General features: G+C 38.0%; 30 protein-coding genes and 2 tRNA genes. 16 read left to right on the top strand and 16 right to left on the bottom strand.

Annotation, left to right across the window (positions count from 1 at the left end; translation table 11 throughout):
- Positions 1-11: 11 nt before the first annotated feature.
- The gene (locus U9K52_RS14055; protein ID WP_263601957.1) at positions 12-176 is read right to left on the bottom strand and encodes a hypothetical protein; all 165 of its coding nucleotides are present in this window, start codon (positions 174-176) and stop codon (positions 12-14) included.
- A 108-nt stretch (positions 177-284) separates the two neighbouring features.
- Here U9K52_RS14055 and U9K52_RS14050 point away from each other — a divergent pair, with 108 nt between their 5' ends.
- From U9K52_RS14050 to U9K52_RS14010, 9 genes are all read left to right on the top strand, one after another.
- On the top strand, positions 285-1184 hold the full coding sequence (locus U9K52_RS14050) for a bestrophin family protein (protein WP_322927095.1): 900 nt from the start codon (positions 285-287) through the stop codon (positions 1182-1184).
- 37 nt (positions 1185-1221) lie between these two features.
- Complete coding sequence (locus U9K52_RS14045; RefSeq protein ID WP_322927094.1) at positions 1222-1752, top strand: RNA methyltransferase; 531 nt, start codon at positions 1222-1224, stop codon at positions 1750-1752.
- A 185-nt stretch (positions 1753-1937) separates the two neighbouring features.
- Entirely contained in the window at positions 1938-2588 is a 651-nt protein-coding gene (locus U9K52_RS14040) for a CBS domain-containing protein (protein WP_248389152.1), read from the top strand.
- Between the two features lie 7 nt (positions 2589-2595).
- Positions 2596-3462, top strand: a complete 867-nt coding sequence (locus tag U9K52_RS14035) for an NAD kinase (RefSeq protein WP_248389154.1) — start codon at positions 2596-2598, stop codon at positions 3460-3462.
- 70 nt (positions 3463-3532) lie between these two features.
- Positions 3533-4603, top strand: coding sequence for a class II fructose-bisphosphate aldolase (fbaA, locus tag U9K52_RS14030; RefSeq protein WP_263601954.1), 1071 nt, complete (start codon positions 3533-3535; stop codon positions 4601-4603).
- An 89-nt stretch (positions 4604-4692) separates the two neighbouring features.
- Positions 4693-5547 (top strand): acetyl-CoA carboxylase, carboxyltransferase subunit beta, encoded by an 855-nt coding sequence (gene accD / locus U9K52_RS14025; RefSeq protein WP_072885032.1) that lies wholly within the window; start codon positions 4693-4695, stop codon positions 5545-5547.
- Between the two features lie 53 nt (positions 5548-5600).
- Positions 5601-6113 (top strand): DUF6973 domain-containing protein, encoded by a 513-nt coding sequence (locus tag U9K52_RS14020; protein WP_263601953.1) that lies wholly within the window; start codon positions 5601-5603, stop codon positions 6111-6113.
- A 157-nt stretch (positions 6114-6270) separates the two neighbouring features.
- The gene (locus U9K52_RS14015) at positions 6271-7674 is read left to right on the top strand and encodes a nucleoside recognition domain-containing protein (RefSeq protein ID WP_322927092.1); all 1404 of its coding nucleotides are present in this window, start codon (positions 6271-6273) and stop codon (positions 7672-7674) included.
- A gap of 80 nt (positions 7675-7754) precedes the next feature.
- Positions 7755-8147 carry a hypothetical protein gene (locus U9K52_RS14010; RefSeq protein WP_322927091.1) on the top strand — a complete coding sequence of 131 codons (393 nt, stop codon included), beginning with the start codon at positions 7755-7757 and terminating at the stop codon, positions 8145-8147.
- A gap of 14 nt (positions 8148-8161) precedes the next feature.
- Here U9K52_RS14010 and U9K52_RS14005 read toward each other — a convergent pair whose 3' ends face one another.
- From U9K52_RS14005 to U9K52_RS13990, 4 genes are all read right to left on the bottom strand, one after another.
- Complete coding sequence (locus U9K52_RS14005) at positions 8162-9043, bottom strand: hypothetical protein (protein ID WP_322927090.1); 882 nt, start codon at positions 9041-9043, stop codon at positions 8162-8164.
- 34 nt (positions 9044-9077) lie between these two features.
- Positions 9078-9476, bottom strand: a complete 399-nt coding sequence (locus tag U9K52_RS14000) for an ExbD/TolR family protein (RefSeq protein ID WP_263601949.1) — start codon at positions 9474-9476, stop codon at positions 9078-9080.
- A gap of 59 nt (positions 9477-9535) precedes the next feature.
- The gene (locus U9K52_RS13995; protein WP_248389167.1) at positions 9536-10240 is read right to left on the bottom strand and encodes a MotA/TolQ/ExbB proton channel family protein; all 705 of its coding nucleotides are present in this window, start codon (positions 10238-10240) and stop codon (positions 9536-9538) included.
- A 178-nt stretch (positions 10241-10418) separates the two neighbouring features.
- Positions 10419-10880, bottom strand: coding sequence for a hypothetical protein (locus tag U9K52_RS13990; RefSeq protein ID WP_322927089.1), 462 nt, complete (start codon positions 10878-10880; stop codon positions 10419-10421).
- Positions 10881-11172: 292 nt separating this feature from the next.
- Here U9K52_RS13990 and U9K52_RS13985 point away from each other — a divergent pair, with 292 nt between their 5' ends.
- From U9K52_RS13985 to U9K52_RS13975, 3 genes are all read left to right on the top strand, one after another.
- Positions 11173-12969, top strand: a complete 1797-nt coding sequence (locus tag U9K52_RS13985; protein ID WP_322927088.1) for a DUF885 domain-containing protein — start codon at positions 11173-11175, stop codon at positions 12967-12969.
- A gap of 83 nt (positions 12970-13052) precedes the next feature.
- A complete protein-coding gene (locus U9K52_RS13980; RefSeq protein ID WP_322927086.1) occupies positions 13053-13442 on the top strand; it encodes a DUF1398 domain-containing protein in 390 nt (129 codons plus the stop codon).
- Between the two features lie 67 nt (positions 13443-13509).
- Positions 13510-13956, top strand: coding sequence for a DinB family protein (locus tag U9K52_RS13975; protein WP_322927085.1), 447 nt, complete (start codon positions 13510-13512; stop codon positions 13954-13956).
- Positions 13957-14029: 73 nt separating this feature from the next.
- Here U9K52_RS13975 and U9K52_RS13970 read toward each other — a convergent pair whose 3' ends face one another.
- Positions 14030-14650 (bottom strand): endonuclease III domain-containing protein, encoded by a 621-nt coding sequence (locus U9K52_RS13970; protein ID WP_248389172.1) that lies wholly within the window; start codon positions 14648-14650, stop codon positions 14030-14032.
- A gap of 32 nt (positions 14651-14682) precedes the next feature.
- On the opposite strand from U9K52_RS13970, the gene bcp reads away from it, so the two are divergent.
- On the top strand, positions 14683-15132 hold the full coding sequence (gene bcp / locus U9K52_RS13965; RefSeq protein ID WP_248389173.1) for a thioredoxin-dependent thiol peroxidase: 450 nt from the start codon (positions 14683-14685) through the stop codon (positions 15130-15132).
- A 123-nt stretch (positions 15133-15255) separates the two neighbouring features.
- Here the strand turns inward: bcp and U9K52_RS13960 are convergent, their stop codons facing one another.
- From U9K52_RS13960 to U9K52_RS13940, 5 genes are read right to left on the bottom strand one after another with little or no spacing between them, the layout of a single operon-like run.
- A complete protein-coding gene (locus tag U9K52_RS13960) occupies positions 15256-15798 on the bottom strand; it encodes a GNAT family N-acetyltransferase (protein WP_322927084.1) in 543 nt (180 codons plus the stop codon).
- Positions 15758-16432, bottom strand: coding sequence for a hypothetical protein (locus U9K52_RS13955; RefSeq protein ID WP_322927083.1), 675 nt, complete (start codon positions 16430-16432; stop codon positions 15758-15760). Before U9K52_RS13955 ends, U9K52_RS13960 begins: the two co-directional genes overlap by 41 nt.
- Before the next feature lie 31 nt (positions 16433-16463).
- Positions 16464-17546 (bottom strand): mannose-1-phosphate guanylyltransferase, encoded by a 1083-nt coding sequence (locus U9K52_RS13950; protein ID WP_248389178.1) that lies wholly within the window; start codon positions 17544-17546, stop codon positions 16464-16466.
- A 2-nt stretch (positions 17547-17548) separates the two neighbouring features.
- Positions 17549-18139 (bottom strand): SprT-like domain-containing protein, encoded by a 591-nt coding sequence (locus U9K52_RS13945; RefSeq protein ID WP_248389180.1) that lies wholly within the window; start codon positions 18137-18139, stop codon positions 17549-17551.
- A 1-nt stretch (position 18140) separates the two neighbouring features.
- Positions 18141-19487 carry a TolC family protein gene (locus tag U9K52_RS13940; protein ID WP_248389183.1) on the bottom strand — a complete coding sequence of 449 codons (1347 nt, stop codon included), beginning with the start codon at positions 19485-19487 and terminating at the stop codon, positions 18141-18143.
- A gap of 99 nt (positions 19488-19586) precedes the next feature.
- Between U9K52_RS13940 and U9K52_RS13935 the strand changes: the two genes are divergently transcribed.
- The 3 genes from U9K52_RS13935 (at position 19587) to U9K52_RS13925 (ending at position 21058) form a co-directional block, all read left to right on the top strand.
- Positions 19587-20831 (top strand): folylpolyglutamate synthase/dihydrofolate synthase family protein, encoded by a 1245-nt coding sequence (locus U9K52_RS13935; RefSeq protein ID WP_322927082.1) that lies wholly within the window; start codon positions 19587-19589, stop codon positions 20829-20831.
- Between the two features lie 44 nt (positions 20832-20875).
- Positions 20876-20950: transfer RNA gene (locus U9K52_RS13930), tRNA-Val, on the top strand.
- A 33-nt stretch (positions 20951-20983) separates the two neighbouring features.
- Positions 20984-21058 (top strand) — tRNA-Val (locus U9K52_RS13925).
- Between the two features lie 94 nt (positions 21059-21152).
- On the opposite strand, the gene U9K52_RS13920 is transcribed toward U9K52_RS13925, so the two are convergent.
- From U9K52_RS13920 to U9K52_RS13900, 5 genes are all read right to left on the bottom strand, one after another.
- On the bottom strand, positions 21153-21317 hold the full coding sequence (locus U9K52_RS13920; RefSeq protein WP_248389194.1) for a hypothetical protein: 165 nt from the start codon (positions 21315-21317) through the stop codon (positions 21153-21155).
- 70 nt (positions 21318-21387) lie between these two features.
- On the bottom strand, positions 21388-22353 hold the full coding sequence (locus U9K52_RS13915; protein WP_322927081.1) for a glycosyltransferase family 9 protein: 966 nt from the start codon (positions 22351-22353) through the stop codon (positions 21388-21390).
- A 2-nt stretch (positions 22354-22355) separates the two neighbouring features.
- On the bottom strand, positions 22356-22775 hold the full coding sequence (locus tag U9K52_RS13910; protein ID WP_322927080.1) for a SufE family protein: 420 nt from the start codon (positions 22773-22775) through the stop codon (positions 22356-22358).
- 226 nt (positions 22776-23001) lie between these two features.
- Entirely contained in the window at positions 23002-24102 is a 1101-nt protein-coding gene (locus U9K52_RS13905; protein WP_322927079.1) for a glycosyltransferase, read from the bottom strand.
- A complete protein-coding gene (locus U9K52_RS13900; protein WP_248389202.1) occupies positions 24099-24326 on the bottom strand; it encodes a uroporphyrinogen decarboxylase in 228 nt (75 codons plus the stop codon). The genes U9K52_RS13905 and U9K52_RS13900 overlap by 4 nt, the downstream gene beginning before the upstream one ends.
- Positions 24327-24429 lie beyond the last annotated feature (103 nt).

Genomic DNA, 24429 nt, shown 5'->3' with positions numbered 1-24429 from the left:
TTTCCTCAGTTTTATTTTAGTAACCAAATTAAAATGGAAATTATTCCTCCGAGAAACAAAATGGCGCATCCCTGAGGCGAGCTGTTTTTTCTTCTTTTTCTTCCAAAGGTGCTTACATAGTGTCCGCTTACCCATTTTCCGTCTCTTCTGAAATGCCCTTTTCGATAATATCCCATAGTAATTTGTTTTTACAAAGAAAAAATGAATCACAAGATAAAATTTATGGTTTTCCGTAAAACAAAAGTAAAAGTGAAATTTTATATTTGTACGGACTAACCAATTTTATGAGAGTTTACAATACCAAACATTTCCTGAAAATCCTTTTCAGCCTGCATAAAAGCGATACCCTGAAAATTCTTTTCCCGACCATGATTCTGGTAGGATTGTATTCCTGGGGAATTGAATATCTTGAAGTAGAATACCTTCACCTTTCTTCCAAATCGCCCATCAGCAATGTGAGCATGATCCATTCCCTTTTGGGTTTTGTGCTTTCTTTATTGCTGGTTTTCAGAACCAACACGGCATACGACCGATGGTGGGAAGGAAGAAAACTCTGGGGAAAACTGGTAAATGATTCAAGAAATTTCGCGATTAAGATCAACACGATTCTTGCCGACGACAGGAAAAATGCCGAACAGATTGCACGGTATCTGAAATTTTTCCCGCACTTTTTGGCTAAGCATCTTTCAAAAGAATCTACAAGACTTGCGCTGGACGAAGATTATTCCGAAATTGAAGAATATATCAAACATCACGGTCCCAGTGAAATTGTGATCCTGCTGACGCACAAGCTTCATCAGCTTAAAAAAGAAGGCAAAATAACTGATGTGGAAATGCTCTATCTTGACACGCAACTTTCAGGCTTCCTGGATGTGTGTGGTGGCTGTGAACGTATTAAAAACACCCCGATTCCCTATTCTTACTCCTCTTTCGTTAAAAAATTTATCATTTTATATGTATTAGCTTTGCCCGTGGCGTATGTGATCTCTATCGGTCTTTTCATGATTCCGCTTACGGTTTTTGTCTATTATGTTTTAATGAGCCTTGAGATGATTGCCGAAGAAATTGAAGACCCGTTCAATAATGACGAAAATGATATTCCGATGGAAACGATCGCGCAGAATATTGAAAGAAGTGTTCATCAGATCATGTATTCTGGAAATAACAAATCTGGAAGCATTTAAAAATCGTACATATTTATAACCATTAACAAAAAATACATTGGTACAGAAATTAAAACTGGAAGAGCTGAACAGAATTGATGTGGAAACCTTTAAGACGACAGAAAAGATTCCGTTAATTGTTGTTCTGGACAATATCAGAAGTATGCATAATGTGGGGGCCACTTTCAGGACAGCAGACGCTTTTCTGATTCAAAAGATCATCCTTTGCGGAATTACTCCTCAGCCGCCGCACCGTGAAATTCACAAAGCAGCATTGGGAGCAACAGAAAGTGTTGACTGGAAATATGAAAATGATATAATCACCGTTATTAATGAGTTAAAATCAGAAGGATTTGAAGTAATCGGGATTGAACAGACAACAGACAGTAAAATGATTACGGATTTTACCATTGATTCGTCTAAAAAATACGCAGTGATCCTGGGAAATGAGGTGGAAGGAATCAGCGATGAAGCATTGGCTCATATTGATTTATTTATTGAAATTCCTCAGCTGGGAACCAAGCATTCACTCAATGTGAGTGTTTGCGGCGGAATTGTAATGTGGGAGTTTGCAAAAGCCCTGAAATGAAAAAACTGCATATGTCTAAAAGACAGTGCAGTTTGAAATAAATCTAATAAAAAGTAAAAATGAAAGGCGACAAAGATACCCAATTTTTTGTCACAAACAAATTTTAAAATCATTTTTTTATTTTTTAGAGAAAAAAAGTTTGACATTCGGAAAAAGTTTCGTTTAATTTTTTATAAATTAGCACAATGTTTATCAAGGAATATATCTCAAAAGACTTTCCATGCTTTAGCCTGACTGACTCCATAGAATCAGCAAGAGATACGCTGGAAGCGTTTGGATATTCTCATATTTTCATCAAAAAATCCCATCATTTTTACGGTGCTCTTGCAGAAGACTTTCTTTATGAAGAAGAAGGTACCCTAAAAGATCTTGAACATCAGATCGAGCGATTCGCCATTCTTGAAGATAACAATATTATGGACAGCATCAGGTTATTTTATACCTTCAATGCCAACATCATTCCTGTTATCAACAAAAATGAGAAATACCTGGGTTATATAAGCTGTGAAGATATCTTTCAGGACTTATCGAAATATCCGCTGTTTTCAGAATCGGGAGCCATTCTCACCATTGAGACTTCTTCCAGAAAATATTCAATGACGGAGATTGCCAATATTGTAGAAAGCAACAATTCCAAATTTTACGGAGCTTTTATCAGCAATATGTCTGAAGATGTAATCCAGGTGACCATCAAAATAAGCAATGAAAATCTGAGCTCCATTGATGAAACATTCGACCGGTATGATTACCGGATTGTGCAAAAGTATTATTCTGATGAAAAATCAGATCTGCTTCAGGACAGATTCGGGTTTTTCCAAAAATTTATAGAAATATAAAAAACCAATGAAGGCAGCCATATATTCCCAGAAAAAAGATTTAGATACCTTTTTATATTTAAGCAAATTTATTTCCGAGCTTGAAAACAGAGGCGTAAAATCTGTTTTGTATGATGAAATGGCTGAAGCTCTTCAGTTCTCAAAAATTTTTGAAACCTTTAACTGCAAACAGGATCTTCTGGATAAAGAAGTGGATCTTTTCTTCACTTTTGGCGGGGACGGAACTATCGTTAATTCCCTAACCTTTATTGAAGATCTGGAAATTCCGATTGTGGGAGTAAATACCGGAAGACTGGGATTTCTCGCGAGCTTTACCAAGGAAGAAGCGTTCAATGCACTGGATTCCATTTTAAAAGGAGATGTGAAAACCAGCCGACGCTCTGTTATTGAAGTGACATCTCCGGAAATAGAAGACTTTTTTCCATATGCGCTGAACGATGTTACTGTTTCCCGAAAAGAGACTACCTCCATGATTACGGTAGACTCTTATATCAACAATGAATTTCTTAATGTATTTTGGGGTGACGGCGTTATTGTCTCCACTCCTACCGGTTCTACCGCATATTCTTTAAGCAGCGGCGGACCCATCATTTCTCCGAATAACGAAAACTTTGTCATCACACCCATCGCTCCGCATAATCTCAATGTGAGACCACTGGTGGTGAATGATAAGGTAGAAATTAAATTCAAAGTGGAAAGCCGCGTACCACAGTATTCGCTTTCATTAGACTCTCGTCTGATACATATCGAAACGGATAAAGAAATCATCATTAAAAAAGCCGATTTCCAGATTCTTCTCGTACAGCCGAATAATCTCAGCTTCTACGAAACGATCCGCCAGAAGCTGCTTTGGGGAAGAGATAAAAGAAATTAAGAATTAAGCAAAAATGATTACCTTTACAGGAATTTTACAAACCCTAATAATTTATATTAAAAAGTAAAACATGAGCAGAATTTTCCCGGCAGGAGTTGCCACAGGTCAATTAGTTACTGATATTTTTCAGCATGCTAAAGAAAACAAATTTGCATTACCGGCAGTAAACGTAATTGGTTCAAGCAACGTAAATGCGGTTATGGAAACTGCAGCGAAACTAAACTCCCCTGTAATTATTCAGTTCTCTAACGGAGGTGCTGCTTACAATGCAGGAAAAGGATTAAGCAATGACGGACAGAAAGCGGCAGTTTTAGGAGCGATCGCCGGAGCAAAACATATTCATACTCTAGCAGAAGCTTACGGAGCGACTGTAATACTTCATACTGACCATTGTGCAAAAAAATTATTGCCTTGGATCGACGGTTTAATGGATGCTAACGAAGAATTCTTCAAGCAGACAGGAAAATCACTTTATTCTTCTCACATGCTGGATCTTTCCGAGGAATCTTTAGAAGAGAATCTTGAAACTTCTGCTAAATATTTTGAAAGAATGGCGAAAATGCAAATGACGCTTGAGGTGGAAATCGGGGTAACAGGAGGCGAAGAAGATGGTGTTGACAATTCTGACGTTGACAATTCAAAATTATATACGCAGCCTGAAGATGTAGCTTATACTTATGAAAAATTAAAAGCTATTTCAGAAAACTTTACGATTGCGGCGGCTTTCGGGAATGTACACGGGGTTTACAAGCCAGGAAACGTAGTTCTTACTCCTAAAATTCTGGATAACTCCCAGAAATATGTTCAGGAAAAATTCGGAACTGCTGAAAAACCAATCAATTTCGTATTCCACGGAGGTTCAGGATCTACTTTGGAAGAAATCAGAGAAGCAATTGACTATGGAGTAATTAAAATGAATATTGATACGGATCTGCAGTTTGCTTACACAGAAGGCATCAGAGATTACATGGTTAACAATATTGATTATCTGAAAGCTCAGATCGGAAATCCTGAAGGAGAAGAAAAACCGAACAAGAAATTCTATGACCCAAGAGTTTGGGTAAGAAAAGGAGAAGAAACATTCGCTAAGAGACTTGTTCAGGCATTTGAAGATTTAAATAACGTAAATACGCTTAAATAAAATTATTAATGATAAGTGATGATTAATAATTGATCTCAATTAACCGTTTTCATCATTTATCATTTATCTTTCATCAATATATAAACAATATGGCATTCGAGTGGTTTAAGAGAAAAGCACAAAATATTACGACCTCTACTGATCAGAAAAAAGACGTTCCTAAAGGTCTTTGGCATCAGACACCGTCAGGAAAAATCGTAGAACATGACGAGTTGAGAAGAAACAATTACGTTTCTCCTGAAGATGGATTTCATGTAAGAATAGGAAGTGCAGAATTCTTTGACATTCTTTTTGACGAAGGTAAATTCACGGAACTGGACGCCAATGTAGAAAGCATTGATATTCTGAATTTTAAAGATACAAAACCATATGCAGACCGACTGAAAGAAGTTAAAGCTAAAACGAAGCTTACCGACTCCATCAGAAATGCTGTAGGAACCGTAAAAGGAACTGAAATGGTGGTTTCATGTATGGATTTTGCTTTCATTGGTGGTTCTTTAGGATCAGTTATGGGAGAAAAAATCAGAAGAGCCGTAGACTATTGTATCCAGAAAAAACTTCCGTATATGATTATCTGCCAATCCGGTGGAGCCAGGATGCAGGAGGCAACGTACTCTCTGATGCAGTTGGCGAAAGTTCAGGCAAAGCTTGCTCAGCTTTCTGAAGCAGGACTTTTATACATCGCTTATCTTTGTGACCCTACTTTTGGAGGAATTACGGCTTCATTCGCAATGACTGCAGATATCATCATGGCAGAACCAGGCGCACTGATCGGTTTTGCAGGGCCAAGAGTTATCCGTGAAACTATCGGAAGAGACTTGCCGGAAGGCTTCCAGACTTCGGAATTCCTTCAGGAAAAAGGATTCGTTGATTTCATCGTGAAAAGGACCGAAATTAAGGATACCGTTTCTAAAACCGTAAATCTGTTAACTGTAAAAGCTTAATTTTTAACGAAATACAACAATCTCTCTCTGATTCGGAGAGAGATTTTTTATTGATGAGAACGTTCAGTATATTTTTCAATACAATCAGGAGCATGAGCCTTAAAAAGATCATGCGTCTTTTGTCGCTTGTTCTTCCTCATCCTCTTTTCTCCTTATTAAGTTTTCATGCGACACTTCAGGCCTATTCCATTGCGCAGAAAAAATTTCCGAAAACAGCTTCTACCAATGGAATTGGAAACGCTTTCAGACATGCTTTATGGTGCTGCTTTATTATGATGTACTGCTGTAAAATTTCATCTCCTGAAAAAGCACTAGCCTTCTGCAAAAGAATGACAGACCTTCATGAAGAACTGTTTCCCAATAAACCTCTGGAAACGAAAATGGACCTTCACAATAATAAATTCGGGATGGATTATTTCATGGAACTTCTTCCCGGAATCCACCGCCAGTTTTTTGAAAAAAGCTTTTTTATAGACGGCCTCGAAAAGAAAATGAAAGAAGCCAAAGTCCTGAAGAACCTGAATGATGATTTTGATGGGTTCTTGGTGTATCTGGATGAAAAATAAGTAAATGTGAATGGTAAATTAGCCATGCAAGTGAATTTTAAATAAGATTAAAAATTGACAAGCGAAGCGGATTGACCGGAAGGAATTGACTATTGACACACATCCCTTTGTCATCTGAAGTTTTTTTGATAAGTTTAACCCATATTAATTCAATCGGATGGTTCTCAGCAGAATTTGGTCGGCTTTTATTATTATTGCCATTGCCATTGCCAGTGTAAAATACATTTCATCAAGCCATTATAAAACCATATTTAATGATATGGTGGTAGGTAAAAGCGGCGACACGGTACACATTGCAACACAGAAAATGAACACGCTTCCTCCGTTGGTAAAAGACAGTCTGACCCAAAAACCGGATTTTGCAGATAGCCGGATCCATTATAAGACAGATTCTTTACAACAGGATGTGAAAGTATATCGTATTCAGGAAGCAGACGGTGTGATCGGAACCTCCGAAACCGCCGTGAAAATTTGTCTCGGACTCATCGGTATTATGACCTTATTTATGGGTTTTATGAGTATTGCTGAAAAAGCCGGCGGCATCAATCTTCTGAGCCGTTTGATACAGCCCTTCTTTTCAAAGCTTTTCCCCGAAATTCCCAAAAACCATCCTGCTTTCGGACATATGCTCATGAACTTTAGCGCCAATCTTCTCGGACTTGATAATGCAGCAACACCTTTCGGTTTAAAAGCCATGGAAAGTTTACAAAGCTTAAACCCCAATAAGGATACCGCGAGCAATTCACAGATCATGTTTTTGTGCCTCCACGCAGGTGGGATGACCTTAATTCCGGTGTCAATTATTGCAATCCGCGCTTCAATGGGCTCAAAAACCCCGACGGATATTTTCCTTCCCTGTATGATTGCGACTTTTGCAGCAACGCTGGCCGCCATGATCATAGTATCTTTGTATCAGAAGATCAATCTCTTAAGACCGGTTGTGATTGCTTACGTTGGAGGAATTTCAGCGATTATAGCATTATTGGTTTTGTATCTGGTACAGCTTAGTAAGGATCAGCTGGATGACTTCAGTAAAGTATTGAGCAATGGCTTAATTCTTTTTATCTTTCTTGGAATTGTTCTTGGCGCAGTCTATAAAAAAATTAATGTTTTTGATGCTTTTATCGAAGGCGCAAAAGAAGGTTTTACCACCTGTGTGAAAATTATCCCATATTTGGTGGGTATGCTGATCGCCATCTCTTTGTTGAGAACTTCAGGCGTTTTTGATGTCATTATTGATGGAATGAAGTGGGTAGCTTACCATGCGAATCTTGATGCGAGATTTGTTGACGGACTTCCGACAGCATTGATCAAGCCGCTTTCAGGTTCCGGAGCGAGAGGAATGATGGTGGACACGATGGCAACTTTCGGAGCCGACAGTTTCCAGGGTAAACTGGCCGCAGTGCTTCAGGGAAGCTCAGATACGACGTTTTATGTGATTGCCGTATATTTCGGGGCCGTTGCTGTGAAAAACACGAGATACACGGTCATTGCAATGCTTTTGGCCGATCTGGTGGGAATTATTACTTCTATTGCACTGGCATATTTATTTTTTGCTTAAAAAACTCAAGGTTCAATGTTTAAGTTTTAAACATGAAGCATCATATGATAACCTTAAACACTAAACTTTAAACCACAACTATGATTACAGATAAAGAATTTACATTAAGATTAATACGTCAGCTGAGCCAGGCATTGGAAAAACTCATTCTGGATAAACCGGAAGAAAGTTTAATGCAGAAAGATCTGGATTTCGATTCGTTAATGAAGGATATTTTTAAGATGAACTTTTCTGAAGTATCTTCAAAAAAGAAAGAAGAACTGATCGAAATGATCAACGAAAGACAAGAAAGAGATCACAAGGATTATTATGAAATGCTGGGTAATCTTTTTTATTTTAAAGGAAAAACAGAAAGCAATAATGATTTTCTGGATAAAGCCAGAACGTTCTACGAGCGCTATCTTCAGAACAGCGGTATTTTTGCACTTCCGGTGATCAACAGAATTTCAGAAATAAAAAAAGCACTTGACTAAAGTGCTTTTGTATGTTAAAAAGTGATTTTATAGGTTCCGGTGGAAGAAACACTGGCTCTCTCAGCCTTTACGTATTTCTTTACCCAAGAAATAGCATTTGAGGTAATGCACGGATCGGATGTTCCACCTGATCTTCTTGCAGACACTACATTTCCTGCTTTATCAACCGTATAAGATATGGTGATTGTTCCGCTTGCAGTACAGCTGTTGGCAGGTTGCGCTCCCCCTCTTCCCATTGTTCCCGGTATGAAGCCCACCAGCTTTCTGTCGATTCCCACTCTACTGTCTCCGTTTCCGTCTCCGCCCAAAGGATCTCCTGCATTTCCGATGCCGTCTCCATCTCCCTGGCTTCCGGCTTTAGTTCCTCTTCCTCTGATGAGATTTCCGATGGCTGCAGTTCCTTTTCCGTCACCGTTTCCTGTTTTTGAATTGGAAGTTACCGCTCCTGATTTTTTAGTGTTTTTAGCAGCACTTGTGCTTGCAGCAGATTTTTTAGTTTCCGCTTTGGATTCTTCTTTTTTAGGTACCGTTATTTTTGAATTATTTCCGGTAATGATTTTTTCTTTTGCTTCAGATTTTTGGGTTTCAGGCTGAGGCTCAGGTTTTAAAACGGTTTTGGTTTCCGGAACAGCGGCTTCTGCAGGATCAGTAACATTTTCTGTTGCTGCAGCCAGGCTTCCCGGCTGATCGGCAGGTTCTTCTGCACCGCTCCCATTTCGGTTGTCTCCGAAATTCACCAGCATGGTGGTTACAATTTCAGGCTGCTCATCCAGCTCTGGTTTCAGCTTATATAAAAAAACAAACAGCAGGATCGCAGACCAGATCAGGATAGAAAGCAACGCACTTTTTACCCGGTCTCTATTTTGTTCATTTTTATCTATAATATGGCTTCTCATTTTAAAAAGATCATTTCCGAAAGTTTCGGAATTGTTATTTATCTTTAACTGTCGCAATGGCAATATTGAATTTGTATTTCTCAGCAATTTCCATTGCAAAAACAACATCTTTGTGCATAGTATTTTCATCAGCCCGGATCGTAAAAGATTTATTGGTCTGATTAGTCAGCTTATTCACGATTGTCTGTTCAAGCTGTGCTTTTTCTACAGGGCTGTCGTCTACAAAATAAGATCCGTCCGGCTTGATGCTTACGGTTAAAGGATTTGGTATATTATCTTCAACAGCTCCCGTTTTAGGTAACTTTACATCAATGGCACTTTGATTGGCCGCGGATGATGTTACCATAAAGAAGATCAGCATCAACAGGATAACATCGGTCATCGCTGCGAGACTGAACTCAGGATTTGCTTTATTTCTTCTCTGAATTTTCATCTGTTTATTTTTACTAATTTTTAAAGATCAGACGGAACCTTACGGTTTCATATGAAGATTTATAAAGGTTTGTTGATAAGATCTAAAAATTCTCCGGACATGTTCTGTGCTTTCAATACAAACTTATCAATTCTTGTTAATAATAAATTGTAGAAAAAGTTCGCAGGAATTGCCACGGCAAGACCAACAGCCGTTTGTCCTAGTGCCGTATAGATACCTTCTGACAACGTTTTAGGTGAAAAAGACCCGCTTGCATGCGAAAGGTTAAAGAAAGCAATGATCATCCCGATTACCGTTCCCAAAAGTCCCAGCATCGGAGCAATACTTGGTACTACCGCCAAAAGATTAAGGTTTTTTTCCATATTGGCAACCTCAACCTGTGCCTGGGATTCCATCGCACTTACGATATCGGAAACCGGTCTTCCCAATCTTGAAATTCCTTTTTCCAGAATACGGCCTTCAGGAGAGTTTTGTCTTTTACAATAATCCAGGGCAGATTCCATTTTTCCTTCTTTGATAAAGTCTTCAATATTATCCATGAAGTTGGCATCCGTTTTAGAGGTAAGCCTTTTAATAAAGAAAAAACGTTCAAAGAACAGATATACGGAAAATACACCGAGCAGGAGTACGGTCACCATTACTATTTTGGCGAAGGCACCTCCGTGAAACATGATTTTCCAAAATGAAAATTCTAAATCTTCTGCCGCTACCGTAGGTGTAGCAACCTGTGCAAACAAAATCTGAGTAAGTTCCGTTATCAGCATTAATCTGTATTTTTATAAGAGTTGTAACGACAAATGTACTGGAATATTATGAAATGGTATCTTAAAAAATGCTTAAAACACATTAAAATTTGTTATTTTCAGCAATAGCAAGTTTCTTTTCAAAAAAATCTGAAAAGAAAACTGTATAAAATTTCGGAGAAGAAGAGAACGTTAAATGTTAATCTTCGTCTACTTCAATATCATCCTGACTAAATTCGCATTTCAGCCTGAAAGGAATCGGAGCATTGGAACCTGTGTAAAAATCATCAATGGTTCCTTTCCACACAACCTGAAGCTCGCCTTTTTCATTTTTATCAAACAGCAGCTCATTATCGTAGATAAAAGCTTCCTCATCATCAAAAAGATCTACTTCTGTAAAAGTGTCTTCATCAGAATCATTAATCATAATTGTTTTCCCTTCTATCTCCGCAGATTCAATAGGGAAATCAAAAACCTCAAGTGAAAGCTGAGGAAAGTTGTACTGCAGAGAATCATCCTCCACATGATCCAGACCGTCATCCGTGATGATCTCAACCTCTAAAAAATGCTGCTGGTTGCTGTAAATCGCTTTACAATAAGTGTTTCTGATATTGTACTTTAGCGTTTCGTCCGGATGGTAAATTTTTAAAATCCCTTTCATTTTTTCTTAAAAAAGAGCTGTAATAATATGATTGTTAAACGTTTTCAACAAAGATAAAAAATAGATTGAACGTGAAAAATTTTTTGAAAATTATTTTTTAAAATCATTATTTATGAATACTGTTGAATAATGTCATGAATGCGTTATGCAAACACTAATCTTAAATCATCCGGATAATTATGCTTCACCAATTAAAGTCTGTTTTAAACGAGCTCTCCATTCATGCAGAAAATCTTTTACTGCTTTTCTACTTTAAATATTTACATTTGTTTTTTATAAAGAATTCCGAAGAATGAAACATATCATATCGAAAAGCATTGTAGGTTTGAGCCTGGTGCTGAGCCTTGCTTCCTGCAAAAAATCTGATTCCCCTTTAACCAAAGTCACGCCCTCTAATATCGATTCTATTGCTTCCAATTATTATGAGCAGTACCTGAAACTTTATCCGCTTGACGCCACTGCGCAGGGTGACTTACGATATAACGACCAGCTTCCGATCACCATTGATAAAGATTTTATTTCCGGGGAAGTGGCTTTTTATCGCTCCGTACAGAAACAGCTCGAAAACGTAGACTACAAAAACCTTTCCGATGAAGATAAAGTGGTTTATGATGTATTGAACTTCACACTGAAAGATAAAATCCAGGCGTACGATTATCATCCGGAATATATTCCTTTTACCCAGTTTGGCGGACTGCCGCTTAACTTTCCGCTTTATGGAAGCGGAGAAGGAAGCCAACCTTTTAAAACAGAAAAAGACTACAGCGACTGGCTCAAAAGAATGGAAAAATTTCCGGACTGGATGAACGCTGCAACGGATAATTTCCGGGAAGGGATCAGCAATAAGATGGTTTTACCTAAGAAACTGGTAATCAAAATGATTCCGCAGATGAGAGCCGAAGAAATCATAACCGCGGATTGGGAAAAGAATATTTTCTATGGGCCGGTAAGAAATTTCCCAAAAGATTTTACCAAAGAACAGAAAGAGAAATTTTCAAAACTGTATAAAGATGCCATTACACAAAAGATCATTCCGGCTTATACAAAAATGGGAGACTTCTTAGAAAAAGAATATTTACCAAAAGCAAGAGATACAGACGGTTATAACAGTCTTCCTAACGGAAAAGAAATTTATCAGTATTACGCAAAAAGCTGGACTACAACAGATAAAACCCCTGAAGAAATCAATAAAATAGGACTTCAGCAGGTGGCCATGCTTCGTGCCGAAATGGAAAAAGTAAAGCAGCAGGTGGGCTTTAGCGGAACGCTTGAGGAATTCATCAGCTATGTAAAAACAGACCCAAAAGCGATGCCTTACAAAACATCAAAAGAAGTGCTGGATGCTTTTAATGGAATTTTAACGAAAATCACGCCTAAACTGAAAACGATGTTTTCCGTAACTCCAAAGACGAAGTTTGAGATCAGGCAGACGGAAAAATTCAGGGAAGCCAGTGCGAGTGCGGAATATATCCAGGGAACCCCGGATGGAAAAAAACCGGGGATTTTCTATGTCCCGCTTCCGGACCCGGCCAAATTCAATGTGACTTCAGGAATGGAATCTCTGTTTTTGCATGAGGCGATACCAGGACATCATTACCAGGTTTCTTTACAGCAGGAAAACACCAAGCTTCCGAAATTCATGAGATTCGGGTGGTTCGGTGCGTATGGTGAAGGATGGGCGCATTACTGTGAAACGTTAGGTCCGGAATTCGGATTGTATACGGATCCTTATCAGAAAATGGGCTATCTGAGTGATCAAATGCTGAGAGCTGTAAGGCTTGTGGTTGATACAGGCCTTCATACCGGAAGAATGACAAGAGAAGAAGCCATCAAATATTTTCTGAGCAATATTTCTTATGATGAAGCCGGCGCAACGGCTGAAGTAGAACGATACATGGCAATGCCCGGACAGGCTTTAGGTTATAAAATTGGTTCTTTGAGGATTCGTGAGTTAAGGGAAAAATATCAGAAAGAACTGGGCAGCAAATTCAGCCTGGCCAAGTTTCATGATGAAATTCTGAATCAGGGCTGTCTTCCTTTGGATGTCCTGAACAGGAAGATGGAATTGTGGGCGAAAAAGCAGAAATAATTAATTTTTATCACAAAAGAACAAATATTTAGATTCTTTTATCCCTTTTGCGGTAAAATCAAGCTTAATAAAAATACAAATAAATGTTTACTGTAGAACAAATTGAACATGCGCACAGCAAAGTACAGTCGGGTGCCGATTTTCCGAATTACATCAAAGAAATAAAAGAATTCGGTGTACAGTCTTTCGAAACCTGGGTAAAAGACAGTCATACGGAATATTTTGGAGAGAACGGCTACACCACAAAATCCCGGCCTCAATATGATGAACTAGCCATTGAAAACAAAGTTGATAAAGAATTATTTATCAACCAATTAAAAAGTCATCAGCGTGGTGAAACAGATTATATGAAATTCTGCGAAGACTGTGCCTGGACAGGAATTGAGAAGTGGATTGTGGATCTTAATCAATTTACCTGCATCTATTATGATAAAGCAGGTAATACAATTCTTACGGAAGAAATTCCTCATTAAAAAACTAAAATTGATTCCCCGGTTACTAAGTTTTTCCAAGGATATTTCAGAACAAAAATCAAATAAAATGATACAAAGTCTACAATCCCTTTTCGCAAGAGATTTAAATAAATTAAAAACAGAAATCGAATCTTATCAAAACCAAGAAAACATCTGGAAAACCGATAATAACATTTCTAATTCAGCCGGGAACCTTAGTCTCCATCTGGTAGGAAACCTTAATCACTATATTGGAGCCACACTTGGAAATTCTGGCTATATAAGAAACAGGGACCTTGAATTTTCATTAAAAAATATACCAAGGACAGAATTGATTCAGCAGATTGAAAGAACTATTAAAACTGTAGACCTTACGCTTGAAAATTTATCTGCGGAAGAACTTCAGAAAGCATATCCTTCCGAACCTTTGGGCTATACCATGACAACAGAATATTTCCTGATTCACCTGTTCGGGCATTTAAGTTATCATCTTGGGCAGATAAATTATCATCGAAGATTGCTTGATGTGAAGTAATTTAATCTTTTTAAACCATCCGGCTAAATTTTTCGTGAAAATTTAACTACCATTGCCTCATTATTGCATGCCATTATTTTTCAAATAGCATTTTCGTAATAAAATCTTTCTCTCCTTTTCCTCTTGCCGGAGAATATTCTCTTCCATAGAAAATAATCTGGAGATGAAGTTTATTCCACACGCTTTCCGGCCATATGGCTTTTGCATCTTTTTCTGTTTCTACAACGTTTTTTCCGGAGGTCAGTTTCCATTGCGTCATTAAACGATGAATATGGGTATCTACCGGAAAAGCAGGAAACCCGAAACCCTGGCTCATCACTACTGAAGCCGTTTTGTGGCCTACTCCCGGAAGTGCTTCGAGTTCTTCATAAGTTTGCGGTACTACTCCATGATGTCTTTCCAAAAGCAGTTCTGCCATTCTTTTAAGATTCTTTGCCTTCGTATTGGATAACCCGATTTCTTTGATCAGTTCCTTAATTTCTTCCACCTCCAGCTTTGCCATTTTTTGGGGAGTTCCTGCAATCCTGAACAGTTCCGGAGTAACCTGGTTTACTTTTTTATCGGTAGTCTGTGCCGAAAGTGCCACCGCAACCATCAACGTGTAAGGGTCGGTATGATCCAACGGAATCGGTACTTGAGGATACAATTTTTCCAATTCTCTCTGAACAAGCTCCGCTCTTTGCTTTTTTGTCATGTAACCATTAAATTTGAACAAAAATAAACATTATGCTTAAAGTCGGCGAAAAATTACCTCAATTTGAAGGAATAAATCAGGATGGAGAAACCGTACGTTCTGAACAATTAATCGGAAAGAAACTGGTTATTTTCTTTTATCCCCAGGCCAATACGCCAACCTGCACGGTAGAAGCCTGTAACCTGAGTGATAATTACTCAAAACTGGAAAAGGCTGGTTTTCAACTGTTGGGAATCAGCGGAGACTCGGTAAAAAAACAGAAAAACTTTCACAGTAAGTTTGCTTTTCCTTATGATCTCATTGCTGATGAGAGCCACGAAATTCTTGAGAAATTCGGAGTTTGGCAGGAAAAAACAACTTTCGGGAAAACGTATATGGGAATTGTGAGAACGACCTTTATTTTTGATGAAAAAGGAATCTGTGAAAGAGTTATTGAAAAAGTAACATCAAAGACTGCTGCGGAGCAGATTCTGGAAGGATAATTAATCTATAAATTTATGCTGAAAGCATCTGATCCCGATCTTTCAAATTCATCCTATTTTTAATACTATACTTGGATGCTTTCAGCATGACAATCGTGATGATTCAGGAGAAAGAACTATAAATTACTCTGTTTCGTAGTACATCAACTCCTCCGGATCTCCCGGAATGGTAACAAATTTCTGAAATTTCAATCCCAGCTTTTCAATTAATTTTTGGGAAGAAGCATTATCTTTTGTAGTAATTGCTGAAAGTTTCTTTAAGCCAAAATCATTCATACCAACTGATTTTATTTTTAAAGCTGCTTCGTAAGCATATCCTTTTCCTTCAAATTCTTCGAGGAGGGAAAAACCGATATCCATAACATCCAGCCCGTCTCTTTCAAATATTCCCACGCCTCCGATTTTTTGATTTCCTTCTTTGGTTAAAATTAAATAATTCCCAAAACCCAGTTTTTCAAATTGAGGAAGGAATCTCCGTTCAATATAATTTTCCGCATCAGCAACCGTCCTGATATAGCGGTCACCGATATACTTGATAAACTTGGGACTGTTATAAAGTGTAAGGATAAATTCGGCATCTTCCGCAGCCATAGGACGCAGGATCAGCCGTTCGGTTTCGTAAAACTTATCTCCGTTTTGTAGATTTGTTTGATTTTTTAGGCTCATCTTTCGGCTCTTCTTTTTTTTCAATTTTCAGCAACCTGGGATTATTGGTGCATTTTTTATTATACAGCTCAATATAAGATCCGTTGTCTTTTACGTTTAAAATCCCAACTCCGGATTTCGGAATCGTTAAGGTAAAATACTTTTTCTGATAAGGACATTCCTTTGATGTCAGTTTTCCTAAATCCAGATAATAGTTGGCTGAATCCTGGTAATAATTGGCCGCCAGATCTCTGAATTCTTCATCAATAATATATCCTTCCGTTGCGGCAAAAACTGCTGCATCCTGAATATTATCTACCTTACCGACAAATTTTCTGAGTGCTGTAAGATCGGTAATATATTCCGGGGTACCCTTTGATAAATCCACGATATAGTAAAATGCGTCTTCATCAGCAATTCCTATATTGAATCCTGAAGATTGAGATTCAAAATCTTTTTTTACTCCTGACTGCTTTATGATATTGTCTTTTCCATAGCTTTTATGAATCAGCATCCACGTATCATTTTTTGCATCAGGAATGATACTCTGCAAAATTGATGAAACTCCGGGAAACTGTTTTTTCTCCTGAGCAGAAAGTGCTGTTCCGAATAAAAAGCAAATGAACGCAGTAAGCCTGTATGTAAACTTTATCATATTGAAAGAACGAAGATCAATCCGAATTATTTTACATGAATTTATCTCCCTTTTTAAGGTTTTTCAGATCCAGTACATAATCTTTAATCAGCTGATCATGTTCTTTAGGACATATAAGCAGAACTTTATCCGTATCTACGATAATAAAATCTTTCAGAGAATCAACAATAACCGCTTTGTTACTGTTTTTTATATTGATAATATTTCCCTCCGAATTGTAGGCTAAAATATGTTTTTGCTTGGTAGCATTTTGGTTTTCGTCTTTTTCCGTATTTTCAAATACGGACGTCCATGTTCCCAGATCACTCCATCCCAGGTCTGCCGGAATTACATAAACATTTTTCGCTTTTTCCAGAATCCCGTTATCAATTGAGATTTTCTGTACTTTAGGATAAATCAGTTCGATACAGCTTTGTTCACCTTCAGCATTATATTCGCATGCCATGAAGTGCTGGGTCATTTCAGGAAGATATTTTTCGAAAGCATGTTGAATACTTTTAACATTCCATATAAAAATTCCGGCATTCCAGAGGAAATCTCCACTTTCAAGAAAACTTTTTGCGATTTCTAGAATTGGTTTCTCCGTAAAGGTTTTTACTTTGTAATAATCAGAATCTTGTTTATCCACAAATTGGATGTATCCGTATCCGGTATCCGGTCTTGTAGGGGTAATCCCGAGCGTAACAAGGTAATCATTTTTGGCAGCGAGATCCAGAGCAACTTCCGCTTTCTGCAGAAAAGTTTCTTCTTTTAAAATAAGGTGATCTGCCGGCAGAACAATCATGGTAGCGTCAGGATCAATTTCAGCAATTTTGTTGGCCATATAAAGATTGCATGGCGCAGTATTTTTCAGTAAAGGCTCTCCAACAATATTTTCCTGAGGAATTTCCGGCAGCTGCTGATGGGAAAGCTCCACATATTCTTTATTGGTGATCACAAATATATTTTCATCAGGAATAATCTTGCTGATCCTGTCATACGTCTGTTGGATCATTGTGCGTCCCACGCCTAAAATATCCTGAAACTGTTTCGGAAACTTCTGCGTACTTAACGGCCAGAATCTACTGCCGATTCCTCCCGCCATAATCACGCAATATCTATTTGATTTTGACATTATTAAGTGCATTTTTCTACCCTTGCCAAAGGCTTGAAGGAATACTTCCTTCCCGTAGCCAGGTTCTTACAAAGATAGTTTTTTTTAATAAGACCTTCCAACAAATACTTCTCATTTCGGTAAATAAAGAAATCGCCTTTTTGGAGATTTTCAATAAATACAAGCGCATCATCCTGTTTTTCAATATGGAAATACTTAACGAGGTCCGGGCTCGCCATGAAGTTCGCTTTTGGAGATTGGGAAAATTTCATAATGATCGGTTTCAGATTCTCATCATAGACATTAATACTCTGCAACAGCATTTGTCTGAAGGTTTCCTTCCATTCATTACCATGTGGAGAAATTCTCCTGCCATATTTTTCGAAAGCAATAAGGTGGGCAAGCTCATGAGTAAGCACGAAGAAAAAAAGCTCCGGAACCAGAGTCGAATTAATCGTAATTTCATGGGAATTGTCTGGAAGTTTGCGGTAATCTCCCAGCTTGGAATTCCTGTTTCTTGTAATTTTTATATGAATATAGTAATCTGCAAACCAGATTTTTAAATATTGTAATGTATTTTGGGGTAAATATTTTTCTAAAGATTGAATAGACATTTTACAAACTTAGTGGAATTCCTGCATAGAAATTCAACAATTTAAGACTGAAAAGATAATTATATTTAGCCTGAGCCACAGATCCCTGCGCATTGGCATAATTGTTTCTGGCGATATTGACATCGTAGATCGTAGATCTTCCTGCCGCATAGCTTTTATCCGCAAAATCAAGGGCCAGTTTCGTGCTTTTCTCGGCCTGAACTGCTGATAAATAAATTTCATAATTCGCATCCACGTCAAACTGAGCTTTTTGAACATTTTCACGAACAATCTGCTTTTGTTGCTGTAAAGTAGTCTTTGCAATACTTTCCTGGAGCTTCGACTGTTCAACCTGAAGTTTTGTAATTCCTTTGTTAAAAATCGGGATGTTTACCGAAACCCCGATATTCTGTCCGAAATTATCTTTATACTGATTGAAAAAAGTAGGCTCTACAACAGGATTTCCAAACAGATCGTAGCCTGTGACCCTTGTATTTAAAAGATTATTATAAAAACTTCCGATACCCGCACTTGCCGTTACAGTAGGCCAGAAAGCGGTTCTGGTAACTTCAGTCTGTGCTTCTGCCGACCTGATCCTGCTTTCTGCAGCTTTCACCTGGGGCTGAGTTTCATACGCTGTTGTTAAAACCTCATCTACAGCTATTAGTTGCGGCGCCAGCTGATCCGGCACATTCACGTCTTCCACATCAAAATCTTTATAATCCTGAAGCTGCAGGAGCTGGGCCAATGCAAAAAGACTTCTTCCCACATTTATTTCAGCCGTTTTCAGATTCTGCTTTTCTCTGGCAAGTCCTGCTTCCGCCTCCGCCAGAACCGTTTGAGCTGTCGTTCCGACTTCCGTAGTAATTTTTGATCTGTCGTACTGCTTTTGGGCGTTTTCAACCGCAGCCTGGGAAATTTTAACGATTTCCTTATTCAGCAGAGTTGTGAGATATTGCTGTGCAATCTGTAATGAAATATCATTTTTGATGGTCTCAATGTCATATTGACTTGCCTCTACGTCAAATTCGGTTTTTCTGATGGTTTTTTCAAGCCTTCCGTTGTTATAGACAAGGATATCTGCTCCAAGATTGGCATTATTGCTGAACCTGTCATTCCGGATACTTCCCGTTCCCAAAGAAGCCTGCCCGAAACTCACACTGTTTCCCACGTTGGCGGACACCGAAGGAAGATAATTTTTTCTGGCAATTTTCAGGTTGAGATCCTGCATTTGTTTCGAATATTCATTTTGGATTACCTGAAGATTGTGTTTGGTTGCATAATCAACACATTCCCGCAAAGACCACTTTTTCTGGGCGCTGACAGCCAGGCAAGATAATCCCAAAATAATAGTCAAAACTTTTTTCATAATTCCGATTTTTCCTTATTAGACGACTCAAAAATAAAAAAGTTACAGTTTCGCAAAATTATTGTTTTATTTTAATCAAACTTTTGAGAATTTTGCATCATGACAACCGCACAATACCAGGAAGCCGTAGAATGGCTGTTCGTACAGGCTCCGAATTATCAGATTGATGGACAGAAGGCATATAAACCCGGATTAGACAATATCAGGAAGCTATGTGATTTCTTCGGAAATCCTCAGGAAAAAATCAAATGTGTTCACATCGGAGGAACCAACGGCAAAGGATCTACAAGTAATATGCTGGCTTCCGTTCTTCAGGAATCGGGTTATAAAACTGGTTTATATAATTCACCGCATCTTATTGATTTTACCGAACGTATTAAAGTAAATGGCAAGAATTGCGATAAAGAATTTGTCTATCACTTTATTCAAAAACTGAAAAATCTTCCGGAAAATATACAGCCTTCTTTTTTTGAGTTCACCACCATTATGGCTTTTGAATATTTTTATCAGCAGCAGGTTGACGTAGCCATTATTGAGGTAGGCTTAGGCGGAAGGCTTGATTCTACCAATATTATCCTGCCGCTGGTTTCGGCCATTACCAATGTTCAGCTGGATCATCAGAATATTTTAGGAGAGACTATCGAAGAAATTGCGGAAGAGAAAGCAGGAATTGTAAAACCACATATCCCGATCATTTTCGGTGATGAAAATGAAACGGTGAAAAACATCATTAAAAACAAGGCTGATAAAGAAAACGCATCTTTTATTGATGCTACTTTGATAAAAACAGCTTTGAAGTCTGACTTAAAGGGAAATTATCAGGAAAAAAATATCCGGGTTGTTTTGGCATTAATTGAAGAATTACGAAAACTTGGATTCATTATTTCCGGGCAGAATATTGAAGAAGGACTTTTGCGTGTTCATCAGAATACAGGCTTTATCGGCCGGTGGTTCGAGTTCTCACAAAATCCGCTTACTATTTGTGATACGGCACATAATCAAGCTGGCCTGGAATACGTTTTTTCCCAGCTGAATTCTATTAATAAGCATAAGCATATTGTTTTAGGATTTGTCAATGACAAAAAGATAGATGATGTCATGAGGATCTTGCCCGAAAATGCGGCATTTTATTTTGCGAAGCCTTCTATTCAAAGAGGCAGAGCACCTCAGGAATATGAGAATTTATTGGTGGAGGCAAAAATTTCCTATAAAATTTTCAATTCCGTACAGGAGGCTTATCTGTCTGCAAAAGAGAACTGTAGAAAAGAGGAAATGATTTTTATTGGCGGAAGTAATTTTGTTGTGGGAGAATTTTTAGAAAAAAATTTGGAGATTTCCGAATAAGTCGTATATTTGCACCACTCTAATCGAGGAAACAACGATAAAGAGGGTTCTTAGCTCAGTTGGTTCAGAGCATCTGGTTTACACCCAGAGGGTCGGGGGTTCGAATCCCTCAGGACCCACAGAAAAGGAAACGAAACCTTTCAAAAAAATTCGGGTTCTTAGCTCAGTTGGTTCAGAGCATCTGGTTTACACCCAGAGGGTCGGGGGTTCGAATCCCTCAGGACCCACAGAAATCTCTCTTTTTCAAGGGAGATTTTTTTGTTTGTATCTTTTAAAATCAGCTAAAAAAACGCTCAGAAACTCTGAACGCTTGTTTGTAATTTACTTATTGTGCCCAGGAGCATAATTTCTTGCAGATTTTGCACCGGTTACTTTTTTCACTTGTCCCGGTGGCAATCCATTATTTCCATTAGACCTAACAGCAACACATGAAGTAACGAACATCGCGACAGTAAAAGCTAAAGCCGTCTTTTTTAGTACTTTCATAACTCTTCTTTTTAAACAAATATTAAAATACTGTGCCAATGAAATTTAGAATAATTATTTAAAAAGATTATTAAATTTTATCAACAATCTTCTGTATATTAAGTTCTCCCAGGCAAGCCCAGTCACCACGGAAGCATTCTTTATCACCAAAAACAGAGCATGGCCTGCACGTAAGATCCTTTACCTGTACCACATCCTCCTCACTTTGTCCAAAGCCTAAAAATCCGGCGTAAGGATGCGTTTGGCCCCAAACAGAAACACATCGTGTTCCCACAAGGCTGGCAAGATGCATATTTGCGGAGTCCATAGAGATCATCATTTGTAATTGTGAGATTGTATCCAGTTCTTCTGTGAGACTCAGTTTACCTGCAAGGTTTCGGGTATTGGGAATTTCTTTTTCCCATTTTTCGAGTATTTCGGTTTCAGCTTTTCCACCACCGAAAAAATAAACGGTATTTTTTAGAGATAAGATTCTCGCGAGCTCATATGACTTTTCAAGAGGAAGCATTTTTCCTTTATGCTGAGCAAAAGGCGCGAAACCAATCCCCGATTTATTGAAACTCGTAGGTCTTAGCTGATGAGAAAGTGTCACCTGAAAGCCCATTTCACGAAAAACATCGGCATACCGTTCCACTGTTTTCTTAAGCTGAACTTTATTCAGGTTCCAGATGTCCGTCAAATGTTCTTTTTCTTCTTTTCCTTTATTGATTTTAAAAACCCTAAATCCTTTCGTACTATAAATTTTATCCAGAATTTTCGTTCGGATTACATCATGAAGATTGGCAATAAGGTCGGGATGAAATTCTTTGATAAGCTCATTAGCGAGCCTGTTGAGTCCAAAAAAACCCTTGTAGTCATCAAGATTGACCCCTTTAAATATAACATTCGGGATCTCTTCGAATAAGGCTTCAAAATTACTTCGTGAAACCATGACAATTTCCACTTCCGGATTTTGTTCCAGGAATTCCCGGAATACCGGTGCTGCCATCGCAACGTCACCAAAAGCAGAAAAACGATATGCTAAAATCCTTGTCACAATTACGATTTCAATTGGTAGGCAACAGCGTAAAACTTAATCTGTTTGGTCATCGCCATTAATCCGTTGGCTCTGGAAGGTGATAAAAATTCCTGTAATCCTATTTCTGAAATGAAATCAAAGTCGGAATCTAAAATTTCTTGTGTAGAATGTCCGCTATATATACTTACCAGAAGAGATACGATCCCTTTTGGCAAAATCCCGTCGGAATCCGCATTGAAAAACAATTTGCCGTCTCTGAACTCTGCATCAATCCAGACTTTACTCTGGCAGCCCTTGATCAGGTTTTCATCTGTTTTCTTATCCTCAGAAAGCCCCTTCAATTCTTTACCCAGATCTATGATGTATTCATATTTCTGCTCCCAGTCGTCAAGAAAAGCAAATTCATCGATTATTTCCTGCTGTTTTTCCTTAATGGTCATTTTGATTGATTTCTTTCTGCAAAGATAACCAATTTAAAAAGATTATTTTATTACCCTCCTCATAAGAACTGAATGGAATTCTAAGTTTATTTTATTAAGCTTTTTCCCGCTTTCTGCTGTATCTTTTAATTTTCGGGCTCCGCTTCGCGGAGCCCGAAAATTAAAAGGATGTCGCGACAATCGGGGCTAGGATCGCAGACACTCCTTTAAATATTAAAAAATCAGATTAATACAAAGACGCTTTTTTTACTACCTCCAGCAATTTTACTTCTTCATTTTCCCAGCACAAAACATGAGCTGCTTTTTCAAGTTGCGGCAAATAATTTCTGCGTCCTTTATTCAATACGGTCTGAATTGCATGAGCAATATTTTCAGGGTTATGATCTTTTATAATTTCACCAATATCGTATTGATTCCTGATATTCTGCATTTCAGGAAGATCAGACAATATTAAAGGAACACGTGCCTGGATACAGTCCAAAACCTTATTCGGAAGCGAATAATAATAGCTTTGGCCGCCATTTTCTTCAATGCTCATTCCGCAATCTGCTGTAAGTGTAACATTCCGTAGCTTTTCCGGTGAAAGTTTTCCCAGGAACAGAACTTTATCCTGAAGACTTTCGTTTATGACCAGTTGTTGATATTCTTTCTTTCTGGGACCGTCGCCTGCAATCTTAAAAATTACATGATCGAGATGATGCATGGCCAAAATAGCTTTATCTATTCCGCGAAACGGATTGATCACCCCCTGATATAAAATTATTTTAGGATTGTTTTCAGGGATTTCAATACTGAAATTAAGCTTTCGGGGTGCATTCTGTACAACAGCTGCCTGAATTCCGTATCGTTCCTTAAACCATTCTGCATAGCCGGAGCTTGCTGTAATCATAAAACGAAGGTTTGGAAGTATGCTCTTCTCTACATATCGCCACAATTTTTGTGACATTTTGCCTTGAATTGCCGGCATTTCGGAAAAAATTTCATGACTGTCAAAAATAAGCGGAATCTGTTTTTTTTTAGCAATTAAATAATTGGGCAGCAAAGCATCAAGATCATTGGCATAAAGAATCGTTTCCTTATCTGCTCTTTTCTTTAGTTCATTATACAATTTCCAGTTGAATTCAAAATAAGCCGTTTTTAAACTTTTCGAAATCAGCTGTATTCGCGAAACAGGATAAGGACGTGACAATTTTTCACTTCCGCCCCATGTATTGCCAATCAATTCAATAGCATAGCTGTTATTGTGCATGGTTTTACAAACCTTCTCGATACGCTGGTCTGTATTAAGATTACTAAAGGCAGAAATAATAATTTTTTTTCTGTTCATCTTTTGTTTTTATCAGACAGAAGATAATAAATCTGTATAAAACAAATTAGTCCGTTGGGAATAATTACCGGCCAGAGCATCCCGTTGAAAATACCATAAATCACAAAACAGATACACCCTATCATATTGACAATCCTGATTTTTCTTACATCTTTCAGAATAAAGCTCAGTACAATAAACAGGGATGCAGAATAGCCGATATAGGCAGCGGTTTCGGGATTCATAGGAGAATTTTAGAGGATCACAAACTTAATCATTTTCAGGAAGATAATAAAATTTTTTCTGCCATAAAGTCATTTATTGGTTTTTGGTAAAATATTTGTAATT

This window comes from Chryseobacterium sp. MHB01, assembly GCF_034651565.1.
In the GTDB taxonomy this organism is placed as follows: domain Bacteria; phylum Bacteroidota; class Bacteroidia; order Flavobacteriales; family Weeksellaceae; genus Chryseobacterium; species Chryseobacterium nepalense.
Note: the sequence above shows the minus strand (reverse complement) of the source record. Positions and strands in the feature narration are given on the sequence as shown.